The 24707-nt window shown below is 73.3% G+C and carries 13 protein-coding genes; 8 read left to right on the top strand and 5 right to left on the bottom strand.

The genetic code is table 11. The annotated features are described in order from the left end of the window. Positions 1-4: 4 nt before the first annotated feature. From VIS07_17560 to VIS07_17550, 3 genes are all read left to right on the top strand, one after another. On the top strand, positions 5-976 hold the full coding sequence (locus tag VIS07_17560) for a homocysteine S-methyltransferase family protein (protein HEY8517321.1): 972 nt from the start codon (positions 5-7) through the stop codon (positions 974-976). Positions 977-1122: 146 nt separating this feature from the next. Further along, positions 1123-1440 carry a nuclear transport factor 2 family protein gene (locus VIS07_17555; protein ID HEY8517320.1) on the top strand — a complete coding sequence of 106 codons (318 nt, stop codon included), beginning with the start codon at positions 1123-1125 and terminating at the stop codon, positions 1438-1440. 67 nt (positions 1441-1507) lie between these two features. Further along, the gene (locus VIS07_17550; protein HEY8517319.1) at positions 1508-2965 is read left to right on the top strand and encodes a hypothetical protein; all 1458 of its coding nucleotides are present in this window, start codon (positions 1508-1510) and stop codon (positions 2963-2965) included. A gap of 53 nt (positions 2966-3018) precedes the next feature. Here VIS07_17550 and VIS07_17545 read toward each other — a convergent pair whose 3' ends face one another. Then, complete coding sequence (locus VIS07_17545; protein ID HEY8517318.1) at positions 3019-4362, bottom strand: DUF763 domain-containing protein; 1344 nt, start codon at positions 4360-4362, stop codon at positions 3019-3021. Between the two features lie 112 nt (positions 4363-4474). Between VIS07_17545 and VIS07_17540 the strand changes: the two genes are divergently transcribed. The 5 genes from VIS07_17540 (at position 4475) to ugpC (ending at position 15658) form a co-directional block, all read left to right on the top strand. Next, positions 4475-6076: an FAD-dependent monooxygenase gene (locus tag VIS07_17540; protein HEY8517317.1), complete on the top strand. Its 1602-nt coding sequence runs from the start codon at positions 4475-4477 to the stop codon at positions 6074-6076. Between the two features lie 202 nt (positions 6077-6278). After that, a complete protein-coding gene (locus tag VIS07_17535; protein ID HEY8517316.1) occupies positions 6279-9323 on the top strand; it encodes a Calx-beta domain-containing protein in 3045 nt (1014 codons plus the stop codon). Between the two features lie 87 nt (positions 9324-9410). Then, the gene (locus tag VIS07_17530) at positions 9411-12821 is read left to right on the top strand and encodes an AAA family ATPase (protein ID HEY8517315.1); all 3411 of its coding nucleotides are present in this window, start codon (positions 9411-9413) and stop codon (positions 12819-12821) included. A 58-nt stretch (positions 12822-12879) separates the two neighbouring features. Beyond that, positions 12880-14508: a glucoamylase family protein gene (locus tag VIS07_17525; GenBank protein HEY8517314.1), complete on the top strand. Its 1629-nt coding sequence runs from the start codon at positions 12880-12882 to the stop codon at positions 14506-14508. Between the two features lie 19 nt (positions 14509-14527). Continuing rightward, entirely contained in the window at positions 14528-15658 is a 1131-nt protein-coding gene (ugpC, locus tag VIS07_17520) for a sn-glycerol-3-phosphate ABC transporter ATP-binding protein UgpC (GenBank protein HEY8517313.1), read from the top strand. 37 nt (positions 15659-15695) lie between these two features. On the opposite strand, the gene VIS07_17515 is transcribed toward ugpC, so the two are convergent. From VIS07_17515 to VIS07_17500, 4 genes are all read right to left on the bottom strand, one after another. Continuing rightward, positions 15696-19688 carry a hypothetical protein gene (locus VIS07_17515; GenBank protein ID HEY8517312.1) on the bottom strand — a complete coding sequence of 1331 codons (3993 nt, stop codon included), beginning with the start codon at positions 19686-19688 and terminating at the stop codon, positions 15696-15698. A 64-nt stretch (positions 19689-19752) separates the two neighbouring features. Further along, positions 19753-22941 carry a discoidin domain-containing protein gene (locus VIS07_17510; GenBank protein HEY8517311.1) on the bottom strand — a complete coding sequence of 1063 codons (3189 nt, stop codon included), beginning with the start codon at positions 22939-22941 and terminating at the stop codon, positions 19753-19755. Positions 22942-22965: 24 nt separating this feature from the next. Continuing rightward, positions 22966-23781, bottom strand: coding sequence for a carbohydrate ABC transporter permease (locus tag VIS07_17505; GenBank protein HEY8517310.1), 816 nt, complete (start codon positions 23779-23781; stop codon positions 22966-22968). Then, complete coding sequence (locus tag VIS07_17500; GenBank protein HEY8517309.1) at positions 23778-24704, bottom strand: sugar ABC transporter permease; 927 nt, start codon at positions 24702-24704, stop codon at positions 23778-23780. The genes VIS07_17505 and VIS07_17500 overlap by 4 nt, the downstream gene beginning before the upstream one ends. Positions 24705-24707: the final 3 nt, after the last annotated feature.

The raw sequence follows: 24707 nt of genomic DNA, 5'->3' as shown, positions 1-24707 counted from the left end.
GTCGATGAGCACGACCAAGGCAGGGTTCTTCTCGAGCGGACGGACGTACATCACCCCCGGCGGGACCGAGACCTTCATGATGTTCCAGCAGGGGTTCCCGCTGCGCGAGGGCTGCGCGTTCGAGATCTTCGACGACGAGGCGGCCTGGGACCGCCTCAAGCGCGAGTACCTCGCCCTCATCTTCGCGGCGGCGCACGAGAACGGCCACGGCCTGCTGCTCGACACGCTCGTGTGGCGGGCGCACCCCGACTTCGTCACGGCGCTCGGCTACCCCGCGAGCGACCTCGTTCGCTTCAACGAGCTCGCCGTGCAGCGCACCCGCGAGGCGGTCGCCGAGTGGCGCGCGGGCGACGGCGCGCGCGCCGCGCTGCCCGTGGTCCTCACGGCCGACATCGGCCCGCGGGGCGACGGCTACAAGGTGTCCGACGCCGAGGTGACCCCCGAGAAGGCGCGCGCCTACCACCGCGCCCAGATCGAGGTGCTGGCGCGGGCCGGGGTCGAGCTCGTGTGCGCGCTGACGATGACCAGCGTCGCCGAGTCGATCGGCGTCGCGCAGGCGGCGGCCGAGTTCGGCTTGCCGGTGATCGTGTCGCCGACCGTGGAGACCGACGGCACGCTCCCCGACGGCACGTCGCTCGGCGAGCTGATCCGCCGCGTCGACGAGGCCACCGGCGGCGCGCCGCTCTTCTACATGGTGAACTGCGCGCACCCCACGCACGTCGAGGGCGCGCTCGCCCGCGCCAAGGCCGAGGGCGCCCGCTGGCTCGACCGCTTCCAGGGCATCCGCGCCAACTCGTCGCGCAAGAGCCACGCCGAGCTCGACGAGAGCCCCGAGCTCGACCGCGGCAACCCCGCAGAGCTCGGCCGCGAGGTCGCGGCGATGAAGCGCGAGTACGGGCTGCGCGTCGTCGGCGGGTGCTGCGGGACGGACGCGGAGCATCTCACGGCGATCGCGCGCGAGAGCGCGGCGGCGTAGCCCGTTTCTCTGACGAGCCCGGCGGTGCCGACTCCCTGACGCATCGAGCGTCGGGAGGATCGGCGCCGCCGAGCTCGTTGCTTTCGAATTGCTGCGGAGACGGCGATGGGTCTCGATCGAGAGCTGCTACAGATCGAGTGGACGTTGTGGACCAACGACGTCGAGGTCTACGGCAGCGCGTTCCTCCCGGATGCCGTCAGCGTTTCCCCGAGATCGGCAGGATCGATCTCGAGCTCGCCCTGGCCGCGCTCCGCGAGGAGAACGCCGCCGGCCACCGCTGGGCCGAGGTCGACTTTCGAGACGTCCGCGCGCTCACGGTCGCGCCGGACGTCGCGCTGCTGCACTACGCGGTGACCGCGCGTTGGAACTACCCGAAGGACGCCGAGAAGGCTCTCTGCGCGACGCTCTACGTCAAGCGAGACGGCACGTGGCGCGTCGCGTTCCATCAGCAAACCGCTGCTTGACGTGTAGACGAGGTCAGGTCGCGCCAATCGCTCCCCTTTGCGATCCAAAGCGGGCATCGTTGGCGCTTTGAGACACGAGCCGGACATCGCGGCCGACACCCGCGCAACCGCGCGCGACGCCACGACGTCGCGCGACGCGACGCTTTCGCGCGAAAGGTCGATCCCGCGCGAGCCCGGCGTCCGATCCGTCCGCTCACTCCTCCGCAAGCTCGCCGGCAACGCCGTCGTCCTCGCACACCTCCCCGGCCAGCAGCGCATCCCCTACGCGCCCCGCGCGCGCATCGAAGCCCTGCGCGACGCCCGCGTCCGCGCGACCGTCCGCTACGCGGCGCGCACGGTGCCGTTCTACCGCGACACCTTCCGCAAGCTCGGCGTCGACCCGGCGAGCATCACCACCGCGCGCGACCTCGCGCGCCTGCCGCTGATCGACAAGGACGACCTGCGCAGGGATCCGGAGCGCTTCCGCTCGACGTCGCGCGCCGGACGCAACGCGCTCCTCTTTCTCAGCAGCGGCTCGACCGGAAAGCCGGGGCAGATCTGGCACGATCGGCGCTCGCTGCTCGCGAACGTCGCGTACGGCGAGCGCGAGCGGCGCGTGGTCACGACGCTGCTCGGGCGGCGGCTGGGCTACCGCGAGGTCGGCATCGGCTACCGGGGCGGCACTATCGATCTCGTGCGCGCGTTCTACGCGGAGAGCACGCTGCTCGCGCGGCCGACGCGGCGCAAGCTCTCCGTGCTCGCGCCGCTCGCGGCGAACGTCGCGGCGCTGAACGAGTTCCGCCCGGACGTGCTCGCGACCTTCGGCAACTACCTGGCGGCGCTGAGCCGGGCCGTCGCCCGCGGCGACGCGAAGCTCGTGCCGCCCAAGGTCATCACCTACGGCGCGGAGAGCCTCGACCGCGAGGCGCGGCTCGAGATCGAGCGCACGCTCGGCGCGCCGGTGATCTCCTTCTACAACTCGGTCGAGGCCTTCAAGATCGCCTTCCTGTGCGAGGCGCGCTCGCGCTTTCACCTGCACGAGGACCTGTGCCACGTGCGCATCGTCGACGCCGACGGCCGCGACGTGCCGCGCGGCGAGCGCGGCACGGTCGTGATCTCGAACCTGGTCAACCGCGGCACGGTGCTGCTCAACTATCGGCTGAACGACGTGGCGTCGTTCGCGTCGGGGGCGTGCCCGTGCGGGCGGACGCTCGACGCGCTCGCGGAGATCGACGGCCGCGTCGAGGACGTGCTCGAGCGGCCCGGCGGCCGCGTCCTGCACCCGCGCGGCATCTGGGGCGCCGTCAAGCAATTCCCAGAGATCGTCCAGTACCAGCTCGTGCAGACGGCGCCGCACGCGTTCGTCTTGCGTCTCGTGACGCGCGACGAGGAGGATTACCGGCGCGTCGCGGACGCCGCGGCGCGCGCGCTCGAAAGCGTGCTCGGCGCGCCCGCTCAGGTCACGACCGAGCGCCACGAGCGCCTCGCGGGCGAGCGCTCGGGCAAGGTGCGCCTGGTGGTCGCGCTGCCGCACGGCGCGGCTTGACGCGCGCCCAACGCGACGAGCCGAACGCGACGCCCCAGCGCGACGCCCCGCGCTCAGGACCGCGGCGAGCGCACGCCGGACGTCGCACTCGGAGCGACGCCGCGTAAGCCGCGTCCGACGCCAGTCTCGCCGCCCCCGACGCGACCGCCGCCGCGCCCGACGCTGCGGCCGCCGAGCTCCGCCGAGCGCGCGCGCTCGCGCACGATCAGCTCCTCGAACGACGGTCCCTTCACCAGCCGCTCGAGCCGCCGCGCCTCGGCGTCGAGCCGGCGCAGCGCCGCGAGCCGGTCGTCGTTCGCGAGGCGCGCGGCCTCCACCGCGCGAGTCAGCACGCGCAGCGTCTCGTCGTAGACGCGCAGCGGCACGGAGAACGGGTGTCCGTCCTTGCCGCCGAGCGCGAGCGAGAAGCGCGCGGGGTCGGAGAAGCGGCACGGCGTGCCGTGGATCACCTCGGCGGCGAGCGCCAGCGCGAAGAGCGTCCGCGCGCCGACCCCGGGCGTCAAGAGCAGATCGGTGAAGTCCTCGGGCGCGCGGTCGGCGGCGGCGGCGAGCGCGCCGTGCAGGCGGCGCAGGACGACGTCGCCTGCGCGCACGTCGTGCCGCGTCGGCATCACGAGGTGCGGCAGCGTCGGCTGCACGGGCCCGGGCGCAGCTTCGGGCTCGGCAAGCTCTTCGGGCACGCGCGCCAGCTCCGGCAGCGGACCGCGCAGCGCCGCGAGCACGCGATCCGGACCGCGCGCGAGCAGCGCGAGCTGGCTCGCGCGCGAGCGCGCGGCGCGCCGGTCGGCGAGGTTGACGATCACGCCGCGGCTTCGTCCCTCGATCGCGGCGTGCGGATCGTCGAGAAAGCTCTCGAGCCCCTCCGACAGCCAGTGGTAGCGGCGCGCGAGCCGCGCCTCGGGGCTCATCCCTTGCTGCACGACGACCCAGCGGCCGTCGTCGGTCACGATGAAGCCGTGCAGGTAGAGCGTGAAGCCGTCCTGCACGGCGGCGTTGTCGACCTTGGCGACGAGCCGGCTCGTGCGCGCGAGCGCGTCGCCGTCGATCCCGACCCGCTCGCCGAGCGCGAGCAGCTCGTGCGGCGTGCGTCGCGAGTGCGCGCCGCGTCCGCCGCAGACGTGCACGCCGAGCTCGTGCTCGACCGGCGCGAGCCCGCGCTTGAGCGCGCCGAGCACCGCGGTGGTGATGCCGGACGAGTGCCAGTCCATGCCCATCACCGCGCCGAAGGACTGGAACCAGAACGGGTGCGCGAGCCGGCGCAGGAGCTCGTCGCGGCCGTACTCGAGGACGATCGCCTCGACGATCACCCGTCCGAGCCGGCTCATGCGGTCCGCGAGCCAGCGCGGCACGCGACCGCCGTGCAGCGGCAGATCGGCGCTGCCCGAACGTCTCGCCACGAGCTCCATGTACGCTGCGCCAGCGCGGACGCCAAGGCGACGTCGCTCGTGCCCTGCGCTCGCTTCTCGCGGCTCGTCAAGCGTTGTAAACGTGCCCGGCGGAGGTCGAGGGATGCGAAACGAGGTCGAGGTCTTGGTGGTGGGTGGTGGTCCGGTCGGGCTGCAGACGGCGCTCGAGCTGCAGCAGCACGGCGTCGAGCCCTTGGTGATCGACCAGCGGCCGCGACCGGACACGTGGTGCAAGGCTCTTGGCTTGACGCCGCGCACGCTCGAGGTCTGGGACCAGTGCGGGGTGCTGCTCGAGGCGCTGCGTCGCGGCTGCTTCTTCGCCGGCATGGACTCGTCCGTCGACAACGGACCGGTGACGCGCGAGGAAGTCGACGCGCCGGGCATGCCGTACGGCTTCCTGAGCCTCGCGCAGTACGAGAGCGAGGCGCTTCTGCGTGAAGCGTTCGCGCGTCACGGCGGCCGCGTCGAGCAGGGCGCGCGGCTGGTCGATTTCGACATGCGCGCGGACGGCGTCGTCGCGCGCATCGCGACCGCGGATGGCGAGCGCAAGGTCGCGTGCCGCTGGCTCGTCGGCTGCGACGGCGCGCACAGCACGGTGCGCCACGGGCTCGGCCTCCAGTACGAGGGCGACGCCTACGAGATGACCTTCATGCTGGGCGACGTGCGCCTCCACTGGGACCGCTCGCACGCCTACGGGCACCGCTTCACGCAGACGGAGAACGGCGAGCTGCGCAACATCCTCGTCGCGATCCCGGTGCCGGGCGATCCCAAGCGCTACCGGGTGTCGTGCGCGGCGCCGATGGAGCAGCAGGAGGAGGGCGCGGATCTGAGCCAACCGCCGACGCTCGAGAAGCTGCGCGAGGTGATGTCGCCGATCCTGCCGCCGGGCACCGAGATGACCGACCTGGTCTGGTCGTCGTACTACCGGATCAGCCACCGCATCGTGTCGCGCTACGCGAAGGACCGCGCGTTCCTGGTCGGCGACGCGGCGCACATCCACCCGCCGATCGGCGGGCAGGGCATGAACACCGGCATCCAGGACGCGCACAACCTCGCCTGGAAGCTCGCGCTCGCGGTGCGCGGTCGTGCGGCGTCGGAGCTGCTCGAGAGCTACGACGCCGAGCGCCGTCCGGTCGGGCTCGACGTCGTCAACCGCACGACCCGGCGCATGGACGCCGGCCTCGCGACCGGCGAGATCCGCTTCAACCAGTGGCTCGAGGACTCGCAGCTCTTCGTCAACTACCGCGACAGCCGCTGGGTGTCGGAGGACGTCGCGCCGGGCGCGCTCGCCGCGGGTCCGCGTCCGGGAGACCGCGCGCCCGACGCGGGCGGGCTCGTGCGCGACTGGGTCGCGACACCGCTGCGCATCGCCGATCTCGTCCGCAGGCCCGAGCACGTGCTGCTGCTCTGCTTCGGCGCCGACGCGAAGGAGGACGACTTCACGCGCGTAGCGGCGCTCGCCGACCGGCTGCGCGAGCGCTTCGCGGACGAGATCGCGATCTGGGGCATCGCACAGCCCGGCGCGCGCGCGGTCGAGCTCGAGCGCTTCCCGCTGCTGCGCGACGCGTCCGGCGAGTTCGCAGAGAAGTACGGCGCGCGCGGCACCTGCCTCTATCTCGTGCGCCCGGATCGCTACGTCGGCTTCCGCTGCGACCGCCACGACCTCGCGGCGCTCGAGCGAGCGCTCGCGCGCACGTTCGCGTGAGCGCTGCGCGCCGGCGCGCCTGATGCTGGCTGCGCCGGCGCGGTAGCGCGTCCTCCCCGGGAGCTTCGCCCGCGCTTCGCCCGCGGCGACGCGCGTTCGAACATCGTTCGACGCGTTCTCACGCCTTGCGGGTATGAAGCAGAAGCGCATCACCCCCGGTTCGCGTCGCGCCGCCCGGCTCGTGTCGAGCGCGCGGCGCTCGATGTTGTTCGCGACGTGCGGGCTCGTCCTGCTCGCCGCGCGACCCGCCGCCGCCGAGCCGCTCTACCGCTGGCAGTTCTCCGAGTGGCGGGAGGTCGAGCACCTCGGCGGCCTGGCGGCGGTCCTCGTGCCCGAGCCGCTGCACGAGCAGTGGGGCGACTTCGTCCGCCAGGAGTGGGACTTCCTCGCCGGCACCTTCTTCCAGACGCCCGCCTCCATGACCGCCATCGGGCACTCGGACGGCAACGTCTTCTGGGCGAAGGCGATCGCGCCGCTGCGCGGCGGCGTCGCCGGAAACACCATCGGCGGCGAGGCGCTGATCTCGGTCGAGAAGGAGTACGTGCGCGTCGAGGACGGTCCCTTCCTGCGCTTCACCTACTCGACCGCGCACCTGGAGGTGGTCGACTTCGGCAGCGGACGCCCGCCGTGGTTCGGGCCGAGCGCGCGCATCGAGATGGACGTCACGGTGCGCGACTTCAACGAGCGCCAGCGCTGGGGCATGAGCCAGGTCGCGCTCGCGCGCGCCGACCTCGGCGTCGACCTCGAGGACGTGTTCGACGACATCTGGGTGCTCGACCTCTCCGGCGAGATCCGCGGCGACAACGGCGTCGTGCTCGCGACCGGGCCGCGCTGGCAGTGGGACTGCGACACGTGCGGCGATCCGGCGTACGGCTTCCACCGCCCGAAGCTCGACGGGCCGTACACCGAGAGAATCGTTCTCGACGGCGTGCCGATGCACACCGGCTTCACCGTCCGCTTCGACCTCGTCGCCGCGGCGCTCGACCGCGGGCAGGGCGAGACCGCGGCGAGCGCCTATGCGAAGGACCCGCTCTCCGAGGACGACCTGGGCCCGACCGAGGGCGTGACGATCGAGCACGCCGGCATCGTCGAGGTCGAGATCCCGCGCTGCCCGTTCCCGGGCCTGGAAGGCGTCGCCTGTTTGCTTGACGCCGGCATGCCGCCCGCGCGCTGTCTCGCGGACGAGCTGCCGACGAACGTGACGCGTCCGGCCGCTCGCGCGCGCGCCCTGGTCGATCAGGCGCTCGCCGCGACCACCGAGACGAAGCGGCGCTCGCTCGGAAAGCGGATCGTCAACGCGCTGCGCAGCGCCGACCGCGCGCTCGCGCGGCGCCAGAACGCGAAGCGCGGACCGAAGCCGTCGGTGCTCTGCGGCGCGGACACGCACGGCGTCCTGCAGCGCGCGATGGCGCGCGCGGGCGCGGTCGTCTGCGCGCCGTCGGCGGGTCTGCTCTCTTTCGCCGCGGCGTCCTACGAGGTGTCCGAGGACGCGGGCAGCGTGACGGTCGAGATCACGCGCACCGGCGGCAGCGACGGCAAGGTGACGGCGACGATCACACCGGGCGCGTCCACCGCGACGGTCGGCCTCGACTGGCAGCGTCCCGCGCCGATCGTCGTGTTCAACCGACGCGAGTCGGGGTCGCGCTCGCTGACGGTGCCGATCCTCGACGACCGCGCGGGCGAGCCCGATGAGACCGTCGTGCTCGAGCTCACGACGGAGCACGGCTGCGCGACCGGCGCGCAGGCGACGACGGTCGTCACGATCGTCGACGACGACTGGGTCGAGCCGCCGCCGACGTACACGGTGGGCGGCACGGTGAGCGGCCTCGAAGGCACGGGCCTCGAGATCGAGGAGGCGATCACCGGTGCGAGCGTCGAGATCGCGAGCGACGGACCGTTCACCTTGCCCTACGACTTCCTCGAGGGAGCGAGCTACCAGGTGCGCGTCGCGACGCAGCCGACGAGCCCGCTGCAGGTGTGCTCGGTCACGAACGGCAGCGGCACGGTCGGCACGGCGAACGTCGTCGACGTCGTCGTGACCTGCGACACGCCGGCGCCTTCGGGGGCGCTCGACCCGAGCTTCGGCAGCGGCGGCCTCGTCACCGCGACCTGGAGCAGCGCCGCGCGCGCGATCGCCGCCCAGGCCGACGGCAAGCTGCTGGTGCTCGGCCCGCGCCACCTCGCGCGCTACCACGCGGACGGCACGCTCGACGCGAGCTTCGGCGCGGGCGGCGTCGTCGGCGTCGCGTTCGGCACCGGCATCGACGTCGAGGCGTACGACGTCGTCGTCACGACCGACGGCCGGATCCTCGTCGCCGGCTACGTCTCGCAGACCTTCAGCGGGCGCAGCGACTTCGCGCTCGCGCGCTACCTCGCGGACGGCACGCTCGACGCGACCTTCGGCAGCGCCGGCGTCGCGGTGACCGATTTCTTCGGCTCGACCGACCGCGCCTACCGCATCCTGCTGCAGCCCGACGGCAAGATCGTGCTCGCCGGACACGCCGCGGTCGTGCTCGGCGAGAACGACTTCGCGGTCGCGCGCTACGACGCGAACGGCGCGCTCGACGCGAGCTTCGGCTCGGGCGGGCTCGCGACCGTCGACATCGCCGGCGCGACCGACCTCGCGAGCGCGGCGGCGCTGCAGGCGGACGGCGCGATCGTCCTCGTCGGCCGCGTGGCCGCGAGCGGCGGCGCCAACCCGGACGTCGGCGTGGTGCGCTTCCTCGCCGACGGCACGCTCGATCCGAGCTTCGGCGGCGACGGCGTCGTGCGCATCGACCTCTCGGGCGGCACGTGGGACGAGGCGGTGGGCGTCGCGGTCGCGAGCGACGGCGGGATCCTGGTCGCGGTGCAGACGATCCTCGGCGCGAGCTACGACTTCCTGCTCGCCCGCTTCCGCCCCGACGGCGCGCTCGACACGAGCTTCGGGACGCTCGGCGTGTCAAGCCACGATTTCAACGGCGGCGACGACTTCGTGCGCACGCTCGCGCTGCTGCCCGACGGGCGCGTCGTGCTCGCCGGACAGGCCGAGAGCGCGACCGTCAACGACATGGCGCTCGCCGTGTTCCAGCCGAGCGGCGTGCTCGACGCCTCGTTCGGCGCGGGCGGCGCGCTCACCCTCGACCTGCTCGGCGCGAGCGACTCGGCGCAGAGCGTCGCCCTGCAGGCCGACGGTCGGCTCGTCGTCGGCGGCTCGACGCGCAACGGCACGAGCAACGAGGTCGCGCTCGTGAGGCTCACGCCCTAGCAGCGCACCTCGAGAAGCGGACGTCTTGCGATCGCGGAGCGACGCGGGCTAGCCTGCGGGCGGCCCACGTCGACCCGCGATCGTTCGATGTCCGAGCTGCAGCGAAGCCGCTTCGTCGGGCGAGACCCGGAGCTGGCGTTGCTGCGCTCCGGTCTCGACGCGGCGCTGCGCGGCGAAGGGCAGCTCGTCGCGCTGGTCGGCGACGCCGGCATCGGCAAGACGCGCACCGCGGCCTTTCTCGCCGGCGACGCCCGCGCGCGCGGCATGTCGGTGGTCTGGGGCCGCTGTCACGAGGGCGGGGCCGCGCCGGCGTACTGGCCGTGGACGCAGGCGCTCGGCGCGTTCGCGGCCGCAATCGAGGAGGGCGTGTCCGGTGCCGCGGCGGTCACGTCGAGTGCGGTCGCGATGCGGCTCGCGGGCGCGGTGGCGCTGCTGCGCGAGGGCAGCGACGCGGCCGACGCGAGCGAGCTCCCGGCGCGGGCGCGCTTCGCGTTGCTCGACGGCGTGACCACGGCGCTCGTCGCCGCCGTGCGCGGTCGTCCGCTGCTGCTCGTGCTCGACGATCTGCACTGGGCGGACGTCGGATCGCTGCTGCTTCTGCAGCTCGTCGCGCGCGAGCTCGACGGCTGTCCGCTGCTCGTGCTCGTGACGCTGCGCGACCTCGAGCTGCGCCAGCGTCCGGAGGCCGGGGCGCTCGTCCAGGACGCGCTGCGCCACGGTCGACAGGTCGTGCTCGGTGGATTGCCGCGCCAAGCCGTGCAGGAGCTGCTCACGGACCGGCTCGGCGCTGCTCCGGCCGACGAGCTCGTCGACCACGTCGTCGCGACCAGCGAAGGCAATCCGTTCTTCGTCCTCGAGATGGCGCAGCTCGTCGCGTCGGCGGGGCGAGGCGGCGTCCCGGCGGGCGCGGCGGCGCTGCTGCGACGGCGTCTCGCGCCGCTGCCGCCAGACGCGCTGCGCGTCCTGCAGGCCGCAGCGGTCGTCGGCCGCGAGTTCGACCTCGAGACGCTCGGCTGCGTGCTCGACGCGGCACCCGAGAACTTGCTTGACGCGCTCGCGCAGCCGCTCGCGCTCGGCCTCGTGCGCGCCGTGCCTGGACGCTTGCGGCGCTACGCGTTCGGCCACGTGCTGCTGCGCGACACGCTGTACGACGATCTCGCGCCGAGCGAGCGTGCGCGTCTGCACGCCGCGGCGGGGCGCGCGCTCGCGCGCGACGTCGACGCGCCGGTCGACGACGACGATCGGCTGGCGCTGCTCGCACACCACTTCCTCGCCGCCGCAGACGGCGGCGGCGACGCGCGCGAGGCCGTGCGCTGGGCGTGCGCCGCGGGCGAGCGGGCGCTCGAGCTGCTCGCCTTCGAGGAAGCGGCGCGCCACTTCGAGCGCGCGCTGTCCGCGCTCGAGGTCGCGCCGGATAGAACGCTGCGGCTGCGCGTGCTCGTCGGGCTCGGTCGCGCGCTACACGCGACCGGTGAGCAGTCGCGCGCCGAGGTCGTGCTGCGCGACGCGGTGGTGCTCGCACGGCGCGAGGGCACCGAGACCTTCGCGCAGACGGCGCTGCGCTGTGCGGCGGTGCGCGCCGAGATCGGCGTCCTCGACGTCGAGAGCAACGATCTCCTCGAGGAGGCGCTCGCGACGCTGCCGCCGGGCGCGAGCGCGCTGCGCGCCCGCGTGATGGCGCGCCTCGCCGCCGGGCTGCTGCTCGCGCCGGGGTCGCACGAGCGGCGGCGCGCGCTCGCCGACGAGGCGACGGCGATGGCGCGCGAGCTGGGTGACCCACCGACGCTCGCCTTCGTGCTTGCGCGGCGCCTCACCGCGCTCCTCGGTCCGGACAACCTCGCCGAGCGCAGCGCGACCATCGATGAGATCGTGCGCAGCCGGCGGAACGCCCCCGCCGCCGAGCTCGACGCGCTCGTGTTCCGCATCGGCGACCTCGCGGAGCTCGGGGACCGCGCGGGTCTCGATCATGCGTTTACGATCTTCGAGCAGCGCCTGCGCGCCGCGCGCGAGCCGTTCCTGCGCTGGAGCCTCGCGAGCTTCCACACCGCGATCGCGCTGCTCGAAGGTCGCTACGCCGACGCCGAAGCGCTCGCCGCGGAGGCGCTCAGGCTCGGCGGGCAGGCGCAGGCGCGCACGGCCGTGCTGAACTATGCGCAGCAGCTCTTCCTGCTGCGCGGCGAGCAGGGACGCCTCGCGGAGGTCGAGCCGCTGGTCGTCGCCAGCGTCTCGGAAACCGCAATCGTGCCCGCGTGGCGCTGCGGGCTCGCGGACTTCTACGCCGCGTCCGGTCGCCTCGCCGAGGCGCGGCGCGAGCTCGACGCGCTGGCGTCGGACGGCTTCGCGTCGCTGCCGCGCGACTCGACGTGGCTCACCGCGCTCGTGCTGCTGTCGAGCGTCTGCTGCCGGCTCGGCGACGAGCGCCGCGCCGAGCTGCTCTACGATCTGCTGCGTCCGTATGCCGGGCGCGTCGCGATCGCGCGGCCGCTGGTCGTGCTCGTCGGCACGGTCGACGACCGTCTCGGCCAGCTCGCCGGGCTGCTCGGACGCTTCGACGACGCCGAGCGCCACTTCGCGGACGCGCTCGCGCTCGCCGAGCGCATGCGCGCGGCACCCTGGCAGGCGCACGTCCGACACGCCTGGGCGGGGATGCTGCTGCGACGCGGCGACGCGGACGCGCGTCGTCGTGCGCACGCGCTGCTCGACGAGGCCGAGCGCATCGCGCGTCCGCTCGGCATGGGTCTGCTGCTGGGCTGGGTCGAGGAGAGGCGAGCCGCGGCGGACGCGGCCGAGCACGCTGCTCACGACGAGCATGCGCCCGCGGTGGCGCGAGAGAGCGCGCACGCGGCGTCGCCCGGGCACGCCGCCGCACCCCATCCGGCCGCGTCGCTCGCGCCCGCAGCCGCGACCAGCGCCATTGCAGACGCCACACGGAGCGCCGCGACCTTCCGCCGCGACGGCGACGTGTGGACGCTCGTCTTCGAGGGCCGCATGACGCGCCTGCCGCACATGATCGGGCTCGCGCACCTCGCCCGGCTCCTCGCCGAGCCGACGCGCGAGGTGCACGTCACCGACCTGATCGACGCGGCGTACGCGCGGCAGCGCAACGGCTCGATGCGCGAGCTCGTCTGGGGCGACGCGGGCGAGGAGCTCGACGCGCAGGCGCGCGAGCAGTACACGGCGCGGCTCCAGCAGGCCCGCGTCGAGCTCGACGAGGCGACCGCCGCCAACGACCGCGGACGCATGGAGCGCCTCGAGAACGAGATCGGCATGCTCGAGGACGAGCTGTCGCGCAGCTACGGCCTCGACGGGCGGGCGCGGCGCGCGCGGGTCGTGCACGAGCGTGCGCGGGTCGCCGTGACGCGCGCCATCAAGTACGCGATCGGCCGCATCGGCCAGCACGACGCCCGCCTGGCGGAGCACCTGCGCCTTGCCGTGCGCACCGGGCTCTTCTGCTCCTACCAGCCGCCGTCGCGCGAGCGCGTCGACTGGGCGCTCTAGCGCGCGAAATCGTCGCTAGCGGTCCTCGGTCCCGGATGGCATCATGAGGCCGTTGCACGTGTCCCACCCCTTGCGAGCGTCGCTCGTGCTCGGTGTGCTCGTGATCCTCTGCGTCGGGGTGGGCGCGGAGACGAGCCCCGACCCGAAGCCGACAAGCACCGACAAGCCCGCCGCCGGCGCGAGCGAGCCGTGCCCGGTCGCCTTCAAGGGCGCGCACGTCGACGGCGCGGCCGCCTGGCACGAGCTGCCGGTGATCCCGCAGCGCAAGCGCGCGTGGGAGGAGTCGGTCGGCGGCAAGGACGCGGCGCAGCCGCTGATCCGCGCGCGGCTGCGCGGCTGGCCGAGCCGGCTGCTGGTCGATCCGAGCGAGCTACCGCGCGGCGAGCGCGAGTTCCTCGAGCGTCTCGCGCGCGACACCTGGCGCGGCATCGACGCGCTGTCGGACCGCGAGAACGGGCTGCCGGTCGACAACGTCACCGTCGGCAAGCCGGCGCCGCCGCCGTCGATCCGCAAGGTCGCCTACGTCGTCGGCGAGGAGAGTCAGGACGACGGCACCCACGTCGGCGACTACACCAACGTCACCAACATCGGGCTCGCGCTCGCCGCGATCGTCGGCGCGAAGGAGCTCGGTCTCGTGTCGCACGAGGACGCCGTGCGGCGCGCGACGCAGATCCTCGACACGCTCGACCGCCTCGAGACCCACCGCGGCTACTTCTACAACTTCTACGACACCACCTCGCTCGAGCGGACGAGCAACTTCCTCTCGTTCGTCGACCTCGCCTGGCTGACGACGGGTCTCGTCGTCGTGCGTCGCGCGCTGCCGGAGCTCTCCGAGCGCGCGACGGCGCTCATCGACCGCACGAACTTCGGGCTGTTCTACGACCCGAAGGTCGGCCAGGTGTCGCACGGCTACTACGTCGATCGCCAAGCGCTGTCGCGCTACCACTACGGCGTTCTCTTCACCGAGGCGCGCCTCGGCGTGCTGCTCGCGATCGGCAAGGGCGACGTGCCCGAGGACGCGTGGTTCCGCATGGCGCGCATCTTCCCGGCGTCGTGCGAGGGGCAGACGCTCGAGCCGCGCGACGTCAAGCGCATCGACGTGCGCGGCCACGAGGTGCTGATCGGCTTCTACGAGCTCGGCGGCTACCGCTACGTGCCGTCGTGGGGCGGCAGCATGTTCGAGGCGCTGATGCCGACGCTCGTGCTCGACGAGATGCGCTACGCGCCGCGCGGGCTCGGCGAGAACGGGCGCGTGCACGCGGCGGTGCAGGAGCGCTACGCGGCGCGCGAGCTCGGCTATCCGACGTGGGGCATCTCGCCGAGCGCGATGCCGGGCTCGGAAGGCTACCTCGAGTACGGCGTGCCGGTGCTCGGCGTGCGCGGCTACCGCGTCGGCGCGCTGACCCCGCACGCTGCGGCGCTCGCCCTCGCCGTGCGTCCCAAGGAGGCCGCCGCCGCGCTGCGCCGCTTCGCCGACGAGTTCCCGATGTACGGCGAGTACGGCCTCTACGACGCGGTCGACCCGGTGTCGCGCGAGGTCGCCTACCGCTACCTCGCGGTCGACCAGTCGATGCTGTTCGTCGCGCTCGTCAATCACCTGACGGGCGGCGCCGTGCAGAAGCACTTCGCCTCCGACCCGATCGTGCAGCGCGTCCTGCCGCTGATCGCCGACGAGTCCTACTTCTGAGCGCGCGAGATCGCGTCGAATGGCGAGCGTCGCGTTCGAGCACGTCGACAAGACCTACCCGAACGGCGCGCGCGCGATCGTCGACCTCGACCTCGAGATCGCGGACGGCGAGCTGGTCGTGCTGGTCGGGCCGTCGGGCTGCGGCAAGTCGACGCTGCTGCGTCTCGTCGCAGGGCTCGAGCGGCCGACGCGCGGCACGCTGCGCATCGGCGGCAAGGTCGCGAACGATCTGACGCCGCGCGAGCGCAACGTCGCGATGGTGTTCCAGGACTACGCGCTCTATCCGCACAAGACGGTGCGCGGGAACCTCGAGTTCCCGCTGCGCATGCGCGGGCTCTCGCGCGCGGAGATCGCGAAGCGCATCGCCTGGGTCGCGGACGTGCTCGACATCGGCGCGGTGCTCGACCGCCTGCCGCGTCAGCTCTCGGGCGGTCAGCAGCAGCGGGTCGCGATGGGACGCGCGCTGGTGCGCGAGCCGACGGTGTTTCTGCTCGACGAGCCGCTCTCGAACCTCGACGCGAAGCTGCGCGTCGAGGTGCGCGCCGAGATCGCCGAGCTGCAGCGCCGCCTCGCGACCACCATGCTCTACGTGACGCACGACCAGACCGAGGCGATGACGCTCGGGCAGCGGGTCGCGGTGCTGCGCGCCGGCAAGCTGCTGCAGGTCGCACCCCCGCGCGAGCTCTACGAGCGTCCGGCGGACGCGTTCGTCGCCGGCTTCATCGGCAACCCGCCGATGAACCTGCTCGCGGCGACGGTGCGCGCGCGCGACGGCGACCGCATCGTCCTCGACGTCGCGGGGCAGGAGATCGCGCCGCCGCCGGAGCTCGCGGCCCTCGTCGCTCGCGAGCCAGCGCGCGAGCTCACCGTCGGCATCCGTCCCGAGGCGTTCGTCGACCCCGCGGCGGAGCCTTCCGCGAGCGTGCTCGCGACGACGGTCGAGCACGTCGAGTGGCTCGGGCACGAGACGCTCGCGCACGTGCGCCTGCGCAGTGCGTCCGGCAGCACGCCGGACGGCGACGCGCCCGGTCTGATCGCGCGCCTCCCCGGGCTGCAGGAGCTGCGGCGCGAGCAGGAGCTGCGGCTCGCGGTTCCGCCCGCGGCCGTGCACCTGTTCCGCGGCGACGGCAGCGTGATCGCCGCGAGGTAGCGAGGCGCGCGGCGGTGCGCGGCCGCCGCCGAGTCCGTCAGCCGCCGAGCTCGACCCGCACGCGGTGGAGCGCGCCGTCGCGCGCGAGCGGGATGCGCGCGATGCCGTCGAGCACATCCACCGGCGCGCCGTCGACCATCGCGCGCACGACCCGCGACGCGTCGCCGCGCTCGTTCACCACCTCGATCGCGTAGCGCGCGCGACCGCCATCGAGCGCGAGCTCGGCGCTGAAGCGCGGCCACGCGTCGGGAACGCACGGACGGACGAGCAGCGTCGCGCCGTCCTCGAGGCGGAGGCCGAGGATCGACTCCACCGCGACGCGGTACATCCAGCCGGCCGAGCCGGTGTACCAGGTCCAGCCGCCGCGCCCGAGGTGCGGCGCCACGCCGTAGATGTCCGCCGCGACCACGTAGGGCTCGACCTGGTAGGTCGCGACCGCCGCGGCGTCGCGCGCGTGCCACACGGGCGTCAGCTTCTCGAGTAGCTCGACGGCGCGCGCACGACGTCCGAGCGTCGCCATCGCCTGCACGACCCACAGCGCGGCGTGCGTGTACTGGCCGCCGTTCTCGCGGATGCCGGGGACGTAGCCCTTGATGTAGCCGGGGTCGTGCGGGTCGCGGTCGAAGGGCGGGGCGAGCAGCCGGATGATGCCGATCGCGTCGTCGACCAGCAGCTCCTCGACCGCGTCGAGCGCGCGCTCGGCGCGCTCGCGCGGCACGGCGCCCGACAGCGCGGCCCACGCCTGCGCGAGCGCGTCGATCCGGCACTCCGAGTTGCTCGCCGAGCCGAGCGGCGTGCCGTCGTCGTAGTACGCGCGTCGGTACCAGGCGCCGTCCCAGGCGTGCTGCTCGAGCGCCGGCACGAGCGACGCCTGGTACTCGCGATAGCGCGCGGCGCGCTCGTGGTCGCCGCGCGCGTCGCAGAGCGGCGTGAAGTCCTCGAGGATGCGGTAGAGGAAGAACGCCATCCACACGCTCTCGCCGCGTCCTTCGCGTCCGACGCGGTTCATGCCGTCGTTCCAGTCGCCGGTGCCGAAGAGCGGCAGGCCGTGCGGGCCGCGCGTGAGGCCGCGGTCGAGCGCCCGGCAGCAGTGCTCGTAGAGCGACGCGCTCTCGCGCGAGCGCGTCGGCTCGAGGTAGGTCTCCTCCTCGCCGGGTGCGAGCGCGCGCGCCTCGACGAACGACACCCGCTCGTCGAGCACCGCGCGATCGCCGGTCGCGCGCACGTAGGTCGCGGTGAGCCACGGCAGCCAGCAGAGGTCGTCCGCGAAGCGCGTGCGGATGCCGCGCGACGCCGGCGGATGCCACCAGTGCAGGACGTCGCCCTCGACGAACTGGTGCGCGGCGTGCAGCAGGAGCTGCGCGCGCGAGATCTCCGGTCGGCCCAGGTAGAACGCCGCCGAGTCCTGCAGCTGATCGCGGAAGCCGTATGCGCCACCCGACTGGTAGAACGCGGTGCGCCCCCACATCCGGCAGGACAGCGTCTGGTAGAGGAGCCAGCCGTTGACCATGACGTCGAGCGCGGCGCACGGCGTCGCGACGCGCAGCGAGGAGGTGAGCTCGCGCCAGAAGGCGCGTACGCCCGCGAGCGCTTCCTCGACCGCGGCGCGCGCGGCGTAACGGCGGACGAGCGCGCGCGCCGCGTCGACGCTCGCCGCCTCGCCGAGCAGGAACACGCACTCGACGCTCGCGCCGGGCGCGACCTCGACGACGAGCTGCCAGGCGGCGCAGGGGTCGAGCGCGACGCCGCTCGCGCCATCGAGCGTCGCCGCCCGGCGCAGCGCCTCGGGCGCCGCCGGCGAGCCGTTGCGCCCGAGGAAGGTCGCGCGATCCGCCGTGTGGTGCAGGGCTTGCGCGCGTCCCTCGACGACGTGCGCCGCGGCGAACGCGACGGCGTCGCCGTAGTCCTGCCGCAGCGCGCTGCGCGCGAGGAGCGCGCCGCTCTCCGCGTCGAGCTCGCTGACGACGAGCCGCCCGCTCTCCTCCGGCAGCACGCCGAGCACCAAGCGTGCATAGGACACGACCGACAGACGCCGCGGGCGCGCGCCGAGGTTGGTCAGGCGCACGCGCGTGAGCTTGACGGGCTCGTCGCGCGGCACGAACGCCGTCACCTCGTGCTCGAGCTCGTGCGCCGTCTGCCGCCAGACCGTGTACCCGAAGCCGTGCCGTACCTCGCACGGCGCGCCGGACGGCGTGGGTCCGGGCTGCGGCGACCAGAAGGTGCGCGCGTCCTCGTCGCGCACCCACAGCGCCTCGTCGTGCGGATCCACGACCGGGTCGTTGCGCCACGGCGTCAAGCGGTTCTCGCGGCTGTTGCCGCTCCAGGTGCAGGCGGCGCCGCTCTCGCTCGCGAGGAAGCCGAAGCGCTGGTGCGCGACGACGTTCACCCACGGCATCGGCGGGCGCTCGCCCGGCGCGAGGCGCAGGACGTACTCGGTGCCGTCGGCGGAGAAGCCGCCGTACGCGCTCGCGAGCTGGAGGTCGGCTGGCGGCGATTCGGCGGACGGCGCGCGCGGCGTCGTATCGTGCGGCGCGGGCGTCGCGGCTGCGGCGCGGTAGGCGTCGGCGTCCGCGCCTGCATCTGCGCCACGGATTGTGCTCGACGTCGTGCCGGCGTGCGGCGCGACGTCGCCGTGCTGCGCGCCGGCGTCGTGCTGCGCGCGCGCGTGCGCCGCGGCGGCACGCGGCAGGACGAGCCGCGCCGCGGCGAGCAGCGCGTCGCGCGCCTGCGCGGTGAGCTCGCTGTCGCGCAGCAGCCGGCACGCCGCCGCGGGCGCACCGGCGAGCCACCGCGACGCTGGCCCATCGGACGCCGCGCGCGCCGCCTCGTCGAGCGCGGCCTGCGCGGCGTCGGCGATCTCCGCGTTCGCGCAGGGCACGACCAGCGCGATCGCGTGGCCCTTCGCGCGCCAGTACGCCTGCGCCGCGAGCAGCTCGCGCAGCGTCGCGACGTCGTCGGTGCGCCCGAGCGTCAGCACCGCGTACGGCGCGTCGCGCGCGACGCCGAGCGCGTTCAGCGCCGCGAGGTCGTGCGCGCGGCGCAGGATTTCGGGGTCGGCGCGCAGCGACGGGTCATCGTAGAGCACGCGCCCGAGCAGGTCCTGCCAGGCCTCGGCGCGCGCCGCGTCGACGCCGAGCGCCGCGAGCAGCTCCTCCTCGCGCGCCGCGGCCCGGAGAAAGGCGTCGTCAAGCGCCGTCGTGTCGAGCCGGGCTGCGAGCTCACGCAGCGCGCCGCGCTCGGGCGCCGCGCCGAGGACGGCGTACAGGGTCGCCTCGGCGTGCGGCTCGAGAACGAGCGTGCGCCGGAACGCGACCACCGGATCGAGCACGCTGCCGGTCGTCCCCGACAGCGGCTCGCGGGTGCACAGCGCGCGCGGCGCGGCCGGCGTGCGGCCGCGGCCGACGAAGCGCACGCGGTCGGTCTCGTGCTCGGATTCACCCGGGCCGACGAGCGCGTGCAGCAGCCACGGGTGACGCTCGTCCGCGCTGCGCGGGCGACGGCGCACGAGCAGCACGTCGTGCTCCGGGTCGTGCTCGGTCTGCACGAAGAGCTTCTGGAAGGCCGGGTGCGCCGCGTGCGCCGCGGAATGGTGCAGGACGACCTCGGCGTACGTCGTGACCTCGATCGTGCGCCGCGCGCCGCTCTCGTTGCGCAGCACGAGACGCCGCACCTCGAAGCCCTCGTCCGGCGCGACGCAGACCTCGAGCCGCGAGGCGATGCCGTGCGCTCGACGCTCGAGCGTCACGCGACCGAGAGCATGGTGCGCCCGGATCTCCCCCTCGCGCTCGCCCGTGACCGGCTGCAGCGTCGCTGCCCAGAAGCGGCCGTCGTCGCGGTCGCGCAGGTAGACGAAGAAGCCGTCCGCGTCCTCGGTGCGGTCGCCGCTCCACGCCGTGAGCTGGCGGTCGCGGTAGCGCGAGACGCCGCTCCCCGCCGCGGTGAGCAGCACGGAGTAGACGTGGTCGCCGAGGAAGCGCGCGTGCGGCACCGCGGCGTCGGCGCGGAACGCGACCTCGCTAGCGCCGAGCACGCCGCCCTTGGCACTCGCCGAGCTCGTCTTGCTCGTCCGCTTCGCGCGTGCGGCCACGGCGTCGCTACTCCGTCCCCGGCTGCGCCGCGCCCGCGGCAGGCTCGGTCCACTCGAGGCGCACGGCCGCGGGCAGACGCCGCACGACCACCACGCCGTCCTGCGGCACGTCCTGCGGCGCGCCGTCGATCTTCACCGCGGCGAGCGGAGCCGGCAGCGGCGGGTCGAGGACGATGCCGCCCGCGGGGACCTCGAGGTCGCCCGAGATCTCGAACAGCAGCGCGTTCGGGCCGTCGCGGCGCAGCCGGTAGTGCAGCACGCCGTAGTGCGTCGGCAGACGCTTGACGCCGACGCCCGGGCCGCCCTCCGGCAGCCACGCGAGCGGCAGACCCGCCGCCAGCACCAGCGCCGCGTCGTTCTCGCGCTCGTAGGCGTACATCGTCCGCACCGAGCGCATGAAGCTCGCGCCGACCCAGGTGTGCGGCATGTCGCCGATGAAGCGCGGCATGTCCGGGTCGCGCCACACGACCTCGGCCCACTGGTTCCAGGCCTCCGGACGGCGGTCGGCCATCAGCAGCTCGAGCAGCTCGAGCGCGTCGTCGCGCCGACCCATCATGATGAGCGCCGCGACGTTGCGCAGCTCGTACGGCGAGTACTGCTCCTCGCCCGGCGGACGCGTCGCGCGCTCGCGCACGTACTCCATGTAGCGGTCGAAGGTCTTCGCGAGCGGCCCCGCGGGCAGGTTCGCGAGCTCACCGACCGGCGAGATCGCCGCCGCGGTCGAGGTGGCGTCGAAGTCGCCGAGCTCGGCCGAGCCGGGGAGGTAGTCGATGCCGTGCTTGGCGATCGTCCGCTCGATCGACGCGTAGAGGTCGTTGCGGAAGGCGTCGCGTAGCTCGGCCCAGTGCCGCGCGCGCTCGTGGTCGTCGACCGCGCGCGCGAGATCGACCGCGTCGCGGAGCCCGCGCAGCGTGAAGAAGTCGTCCCAGTACGAGTGCACCGGGTTCGCCGAGTAGCCCTCGTGGCTGATCGACTCCGGCATGAGGCCGCGGAAGACGAGCTTGTCGTCGCTGTCGTACTCCGCGGTGAGCCGCGTGGCGCGCTGCGCCTCGATGAACTCGACGGCGCGCACGACCGCCGGCCAGATCTCCCACACGAAGCCCGGGTCGCGCGTGAAGCGGTAGTACTCGGCGACCGTGTAGAGGAACTCGCCGTTGCTGTCGTTCTCCGGCACGCGATCCGCGCCGCGGCGGTCGATGCAGCACGGGATGCGGCCGTCCTCGAACTGGTGCTCGGCGAACCACTTCAAGAACGCGCGCACCTCCTCGCGCGCGCCGAAGTCGAGCAGCGCGCCGGCGGTGAAGGCGCCATCGCGGATCCACGAGCGCGCGTAGTTGCGCGAGCCCGGCTGGATCGCGGGACCGTCGCGATTGATCTGGATGTAGGCGAGCGTCGACTTGACGGTGCGCACGAGGTGCTCCTGATCCGGCGGCACCTCGATCTCGACGCGCGACAGCTCGCGTCGCCACTCGTCCGCGATCTCGCGCAGCTTCTGCTCGAAGAGCTCGGCGGCGCTGCGACCGGGCTCGATCGTCGGCACGGACGCGCCCGGCCACGGCACGGCGAGCACGACGTCGGCGTGCGCCTGAGGCTCGAGCGACAGCCGGTACTCGAAGGCGCCCGAGGCGAAGCCGGTCGGGTCCTCGACCGCCGGGTGCGGCGGGATGCGGCCGCCGAGCAGGTAGGTCGACAGCAGGTCTTCCTCGAAGGTCGCGGCGCCGAAGCGCTCGGGCGGCGTCAGCGAGACGACGCGCCGGTTTTGATTGACGACGGCCGAGCGCTCGTCCGAGGTGATCTCGCGGATCAGCGTCACGCCGCCGACCATGTTCAGCGCCTGCCACGGCGGCAGCACCTGGAACGGTCGGATGGCGGCGAACAGCAGGATGTCCTGATGCGTGTCCGAGGTATTCTTGACGCGGTAGCGCACGAGCAGCAGCGAACTTCCCGGCTCGCCGACCGCGAGCGGCGTCACCTCGAGCCCGACGCGCGGATGCTGCCAGACGACGGTCGGGATCGGCAGGTAGCCGTCCTCGAGCCGCTGCTCGGTGTCGACCGCCTGCCAGGTGACGAGCTCGCCGTCGGTGAAGAGGAAGGGCTCGATCGAGAACGCGCCCTGGTCGACCTCGACCATGCCTTCCTCGTTGATCAGCGCCTCGTACGCGTCGCCCGGCACGCCGACCACGGTCCAGTACGTCTGCACGTTGCCGAAGTACTTCGGGAAGAAGCCCGGCACCGCCTCGCTCGCGATCGCGCTGAAGAAGTGGTTCGGCGTCGCGGAGAACGACACCGGCTGGATCGAGATGCCGCGGATGCCGTAGCCGTGCTCGCGGCTGCTCTTCTCGAAGACGAGACGCAGGTAGCGGGTCTCGGCGTCGCGCAGGTAGATGTACGCGCGCCGTCCGGTGCCGGTCTCGCTTCGGTAGCCGGTGACCCAGTGCTCGCCGTCGTCGGAGAGCTCGACGCGGTAGACGGTCGGGAAGTCCTCGCGGTCCCAGTCGATGATGATGCCGCCGAGCTCGCGCGGCGCGCGGAAGTCGAGCAGTAGCCACTGCTGCTCGGCGACCGAGCCGCTGTGCCAGCTCGTCAGCGGATCGTTGTCGAGCACGCCGTCGGGCGGATGGCCGGGGATCGACGTCGACGCGGTGACGCGCGGCTTGGGCGGCGTGCGCGGCTTCGCCGGACGCACGCCGAAGGTCAGCTCGTCGAGCCACACCGAGCCCTTGCCGCCGCTGCCCGCCGAGATCGCGAACTCGATGAAGCCCACGCGACGCAGCGGCGCGCCCTGCGACGAGCCCCACGCGAAGCCGAAGCGCGACTTGCGCACGACGAAGCGCGTCCACTCCTTCGGGAACTCGAAGTCGCGCTCGACCATCCACCAGACGTTGTCCCCTTGCGGGTCGACGAGCTTGAGCTCGAGGTTGTTCGGCGGCGCCTCGCCGCGGATCTGGAACGCGAACAGGTAGTTCTCCGGCAGGTCGAGGTTCACCTGCTTGCGCAGGATGATGAAGCCGCCGCTCGTGCCGAGGTCGAAGTCGATGCGCATCGCTTGGCCGTCGACGCCCTCGTCGAGCCCGACCTCGACCGTCGCGCCGGGCGACGCGGTCGCGCTCCACGACGCGAGGCTCTCGAAGCCGTCGATCTGGGTCTCCTGGCCGCGCGCCGGTGCGCCGAGTGCGAGCGAAACGAAGGCGGCCACGATCGCGATCCTCGCCTTCAAGGTCTATCCCTTCACGCTTCCGCCGACCACGCCCGCGACGTAGTAGCGCTGCAGCGCGAGAAAGAGCGCGACCATCGGCAGCACCGTCACGACCGCCCCAGCCATCATCAGCTCCGTGTCCGCCGCGTGCTCGCCCAGCAGATTGGCGAGCGCGACCGGTAGAGTGAACATCGACTCCTCGCTCAAAACGATGAGCGGCCACAGGAAGTCGTTCCAGGCCCCCATGAAGGTGAAGATGCCGAGCGTGATCAGGATCGGGCGCGCGGCCGGCAGCGCGATCGACCAGAAGATGCGCAGCTCCGAGGCGCCGTCGATGCGCGCCGCGTCGAGCACGCTCTCCGGGATCGACAGCATGTGCTGCCGGACCAGGAAGATGCCGAAGATGCTCGCGAGCCCGGGCACGATCACGCCGGCGTAGGTGTTGATCAGCCCCATCTCCTTGAGGATCAGGAACAGCGGCAGCATCCCGACCTGCGCCGGGATGACGAGCGCCCCGAGCAGCAGCCGGAAGATCGCGTCGCGGCACGCGAAGCGCAGCTTCGCGAACGCATAGCCTGCCATGGCGTTCAGCAACAGCGAGAGCGCGGTGATGGCGCTCGCGAGCAGCGCGCTGTTCGCGGCGTGGCGCGCGACGTCGAGGCGCGCGAACAGCGTCCGGTAGTGCTCGAGCGTCGGCTGCTCGGGCAGCAGCCGGGCCGCCGCCGCTTCGCCCGGCGGCATCAGCGACACCGACACCATCCAGACGAGCGGCAGCAGCGTCGCCGCCGCCGCGACGAGCAGCACCGCGTGCAGGACGAGCGCGGGCAGGAGCCGTCTCATGCGCCCGCTCCGACCGTGCGCCCGCCGCCCGCCTCGAGGGTCGCGCCGGTCGCGACCGCGCCGCGGTTGCGGATCGCGAGCGCGACGAGCGTCAAGAATAGAATGATCGCGAAGAGCACGAAGGCGGTCGCCGTCGCGTAGCCGAGGTTCCACCAGCGGAAGCCCTCGCGGTACATCAGCAGCACCACGCTGAGCGTCGCGTCGCCCGGCCCGCCCTGCGTCATCACGTAGGGCTCGGCGAAGAGCTGGAAGTGGCCGATCATCGTCATCAGCACGACGAAGGTGAAGGTCGGCGCGAGCATCGGCACCGTGACGTGGAAGAAGCGCGCGATCGGGCCCGCGCCGTCGAGCGCGGCGGCCTCGTAGAGCCGCGTCGGGATGCTCTGCAGCCCGGCGACGAAGATCACCATGTTGAAGCCGAAGCCCTTCCACACCGACATCAGGATGATCGCCGGCATCGCCCAGTCGGGGTCGCCGAGCCAGTCGATCGGCGCGACGCCGAAGAAGGCGAGCACGCGGTTCAGGAGCCCGACGCGCGGGTGGTAGAGGTAGCGCCACACCACCGCGGCGGCGACGAGCGTCGTGACGACCGGCAGGAAGAACGCGGTGCGGAAGAGCGACGCGAACCGCGTCAAGCTCGAGCTCACGAGCAGCGCCGCCCCGAGCGACACCGCGATCGACAGCGGGGCCGCGACGACGACGAAGTACGTCGTGTTGGCGAGCGCCTTGCGGAACACCGGATCGGCGACGAGCCGCGCGTAGTTCTCGAGCCCGACGACGCGCAGGTTCGCCGGGTCGGCGAGCGCGTAGAGGTCGAAATCGGTGAGGCTCAGCAGCAGTGCTGCGACGATCGGCACGAAGAAGAAGGCGGCGATCGCGACCAGCGCCGGCGTGACCAGCACCCAGGGGGCGCGCGAGCGCAGCTC

This window comes from Candidatus Binatia bacterium (genome assembly GCA_036563615.1).
Taxonomy (GTDB): Bacteria; Desulfobacterota; Binatia; order UBA12015; family UBA12015; genus DATCMB01.
The sequence above is the reverse complement of the archived record's forward strand: the minus strand, read 5'-3'. Positions and strand labels throughout refer to the sequence as shown.

What these genes read in the sequence shown, in the direction of transcription:
- ugpC (HEY8517313.1), top strand. Translation starts at nt 14,528, where the DNA reads ATGGCGAGCGTCGCGTTCGAGCACGTCGACAAGACCTACCCGAACGGC.
- VIS07_17530 (HEY8517315.1), top strand. Translation starts at nt 9,411, where the DNA reads ATGTCCGAGCTGCAGCGAAGCCGCTTCGTCGGGCGAGACCCGGAGCTG.
- VIS07_17540 (HEY8517317.1), top strand. Translation starts at nt 4,475, where the DNA reads ATGCGAAACGAGGTCGAGGTCTTGGTGGTGGGTGGTGGTCCGGTCGGG.
- VIS07_17560 (HEY8517321.1), top strand. Translation starts at nt 5, where the DNA reads ATGAGCACGACCAAGGCAGGGTTCTTCTCGAGCGGACGGACGTACATC.
- VIS07_17505 (HEY8517310.1), bottom strand. Translation starts at nt 23,781, where the DNA reads ATGAGACGGCTCCTGCCCGCGCTCGTCCTGCACGCGGTGCTGCTCGTC.
- VIS07_17535 (HEY8517316.1), top strand. Translation starts at nt 6,279, where the DNA reads ATGTTGTTCGCGACGTGCGGGCTCGTCCTGCTCGCCGCGCGACCCGCC.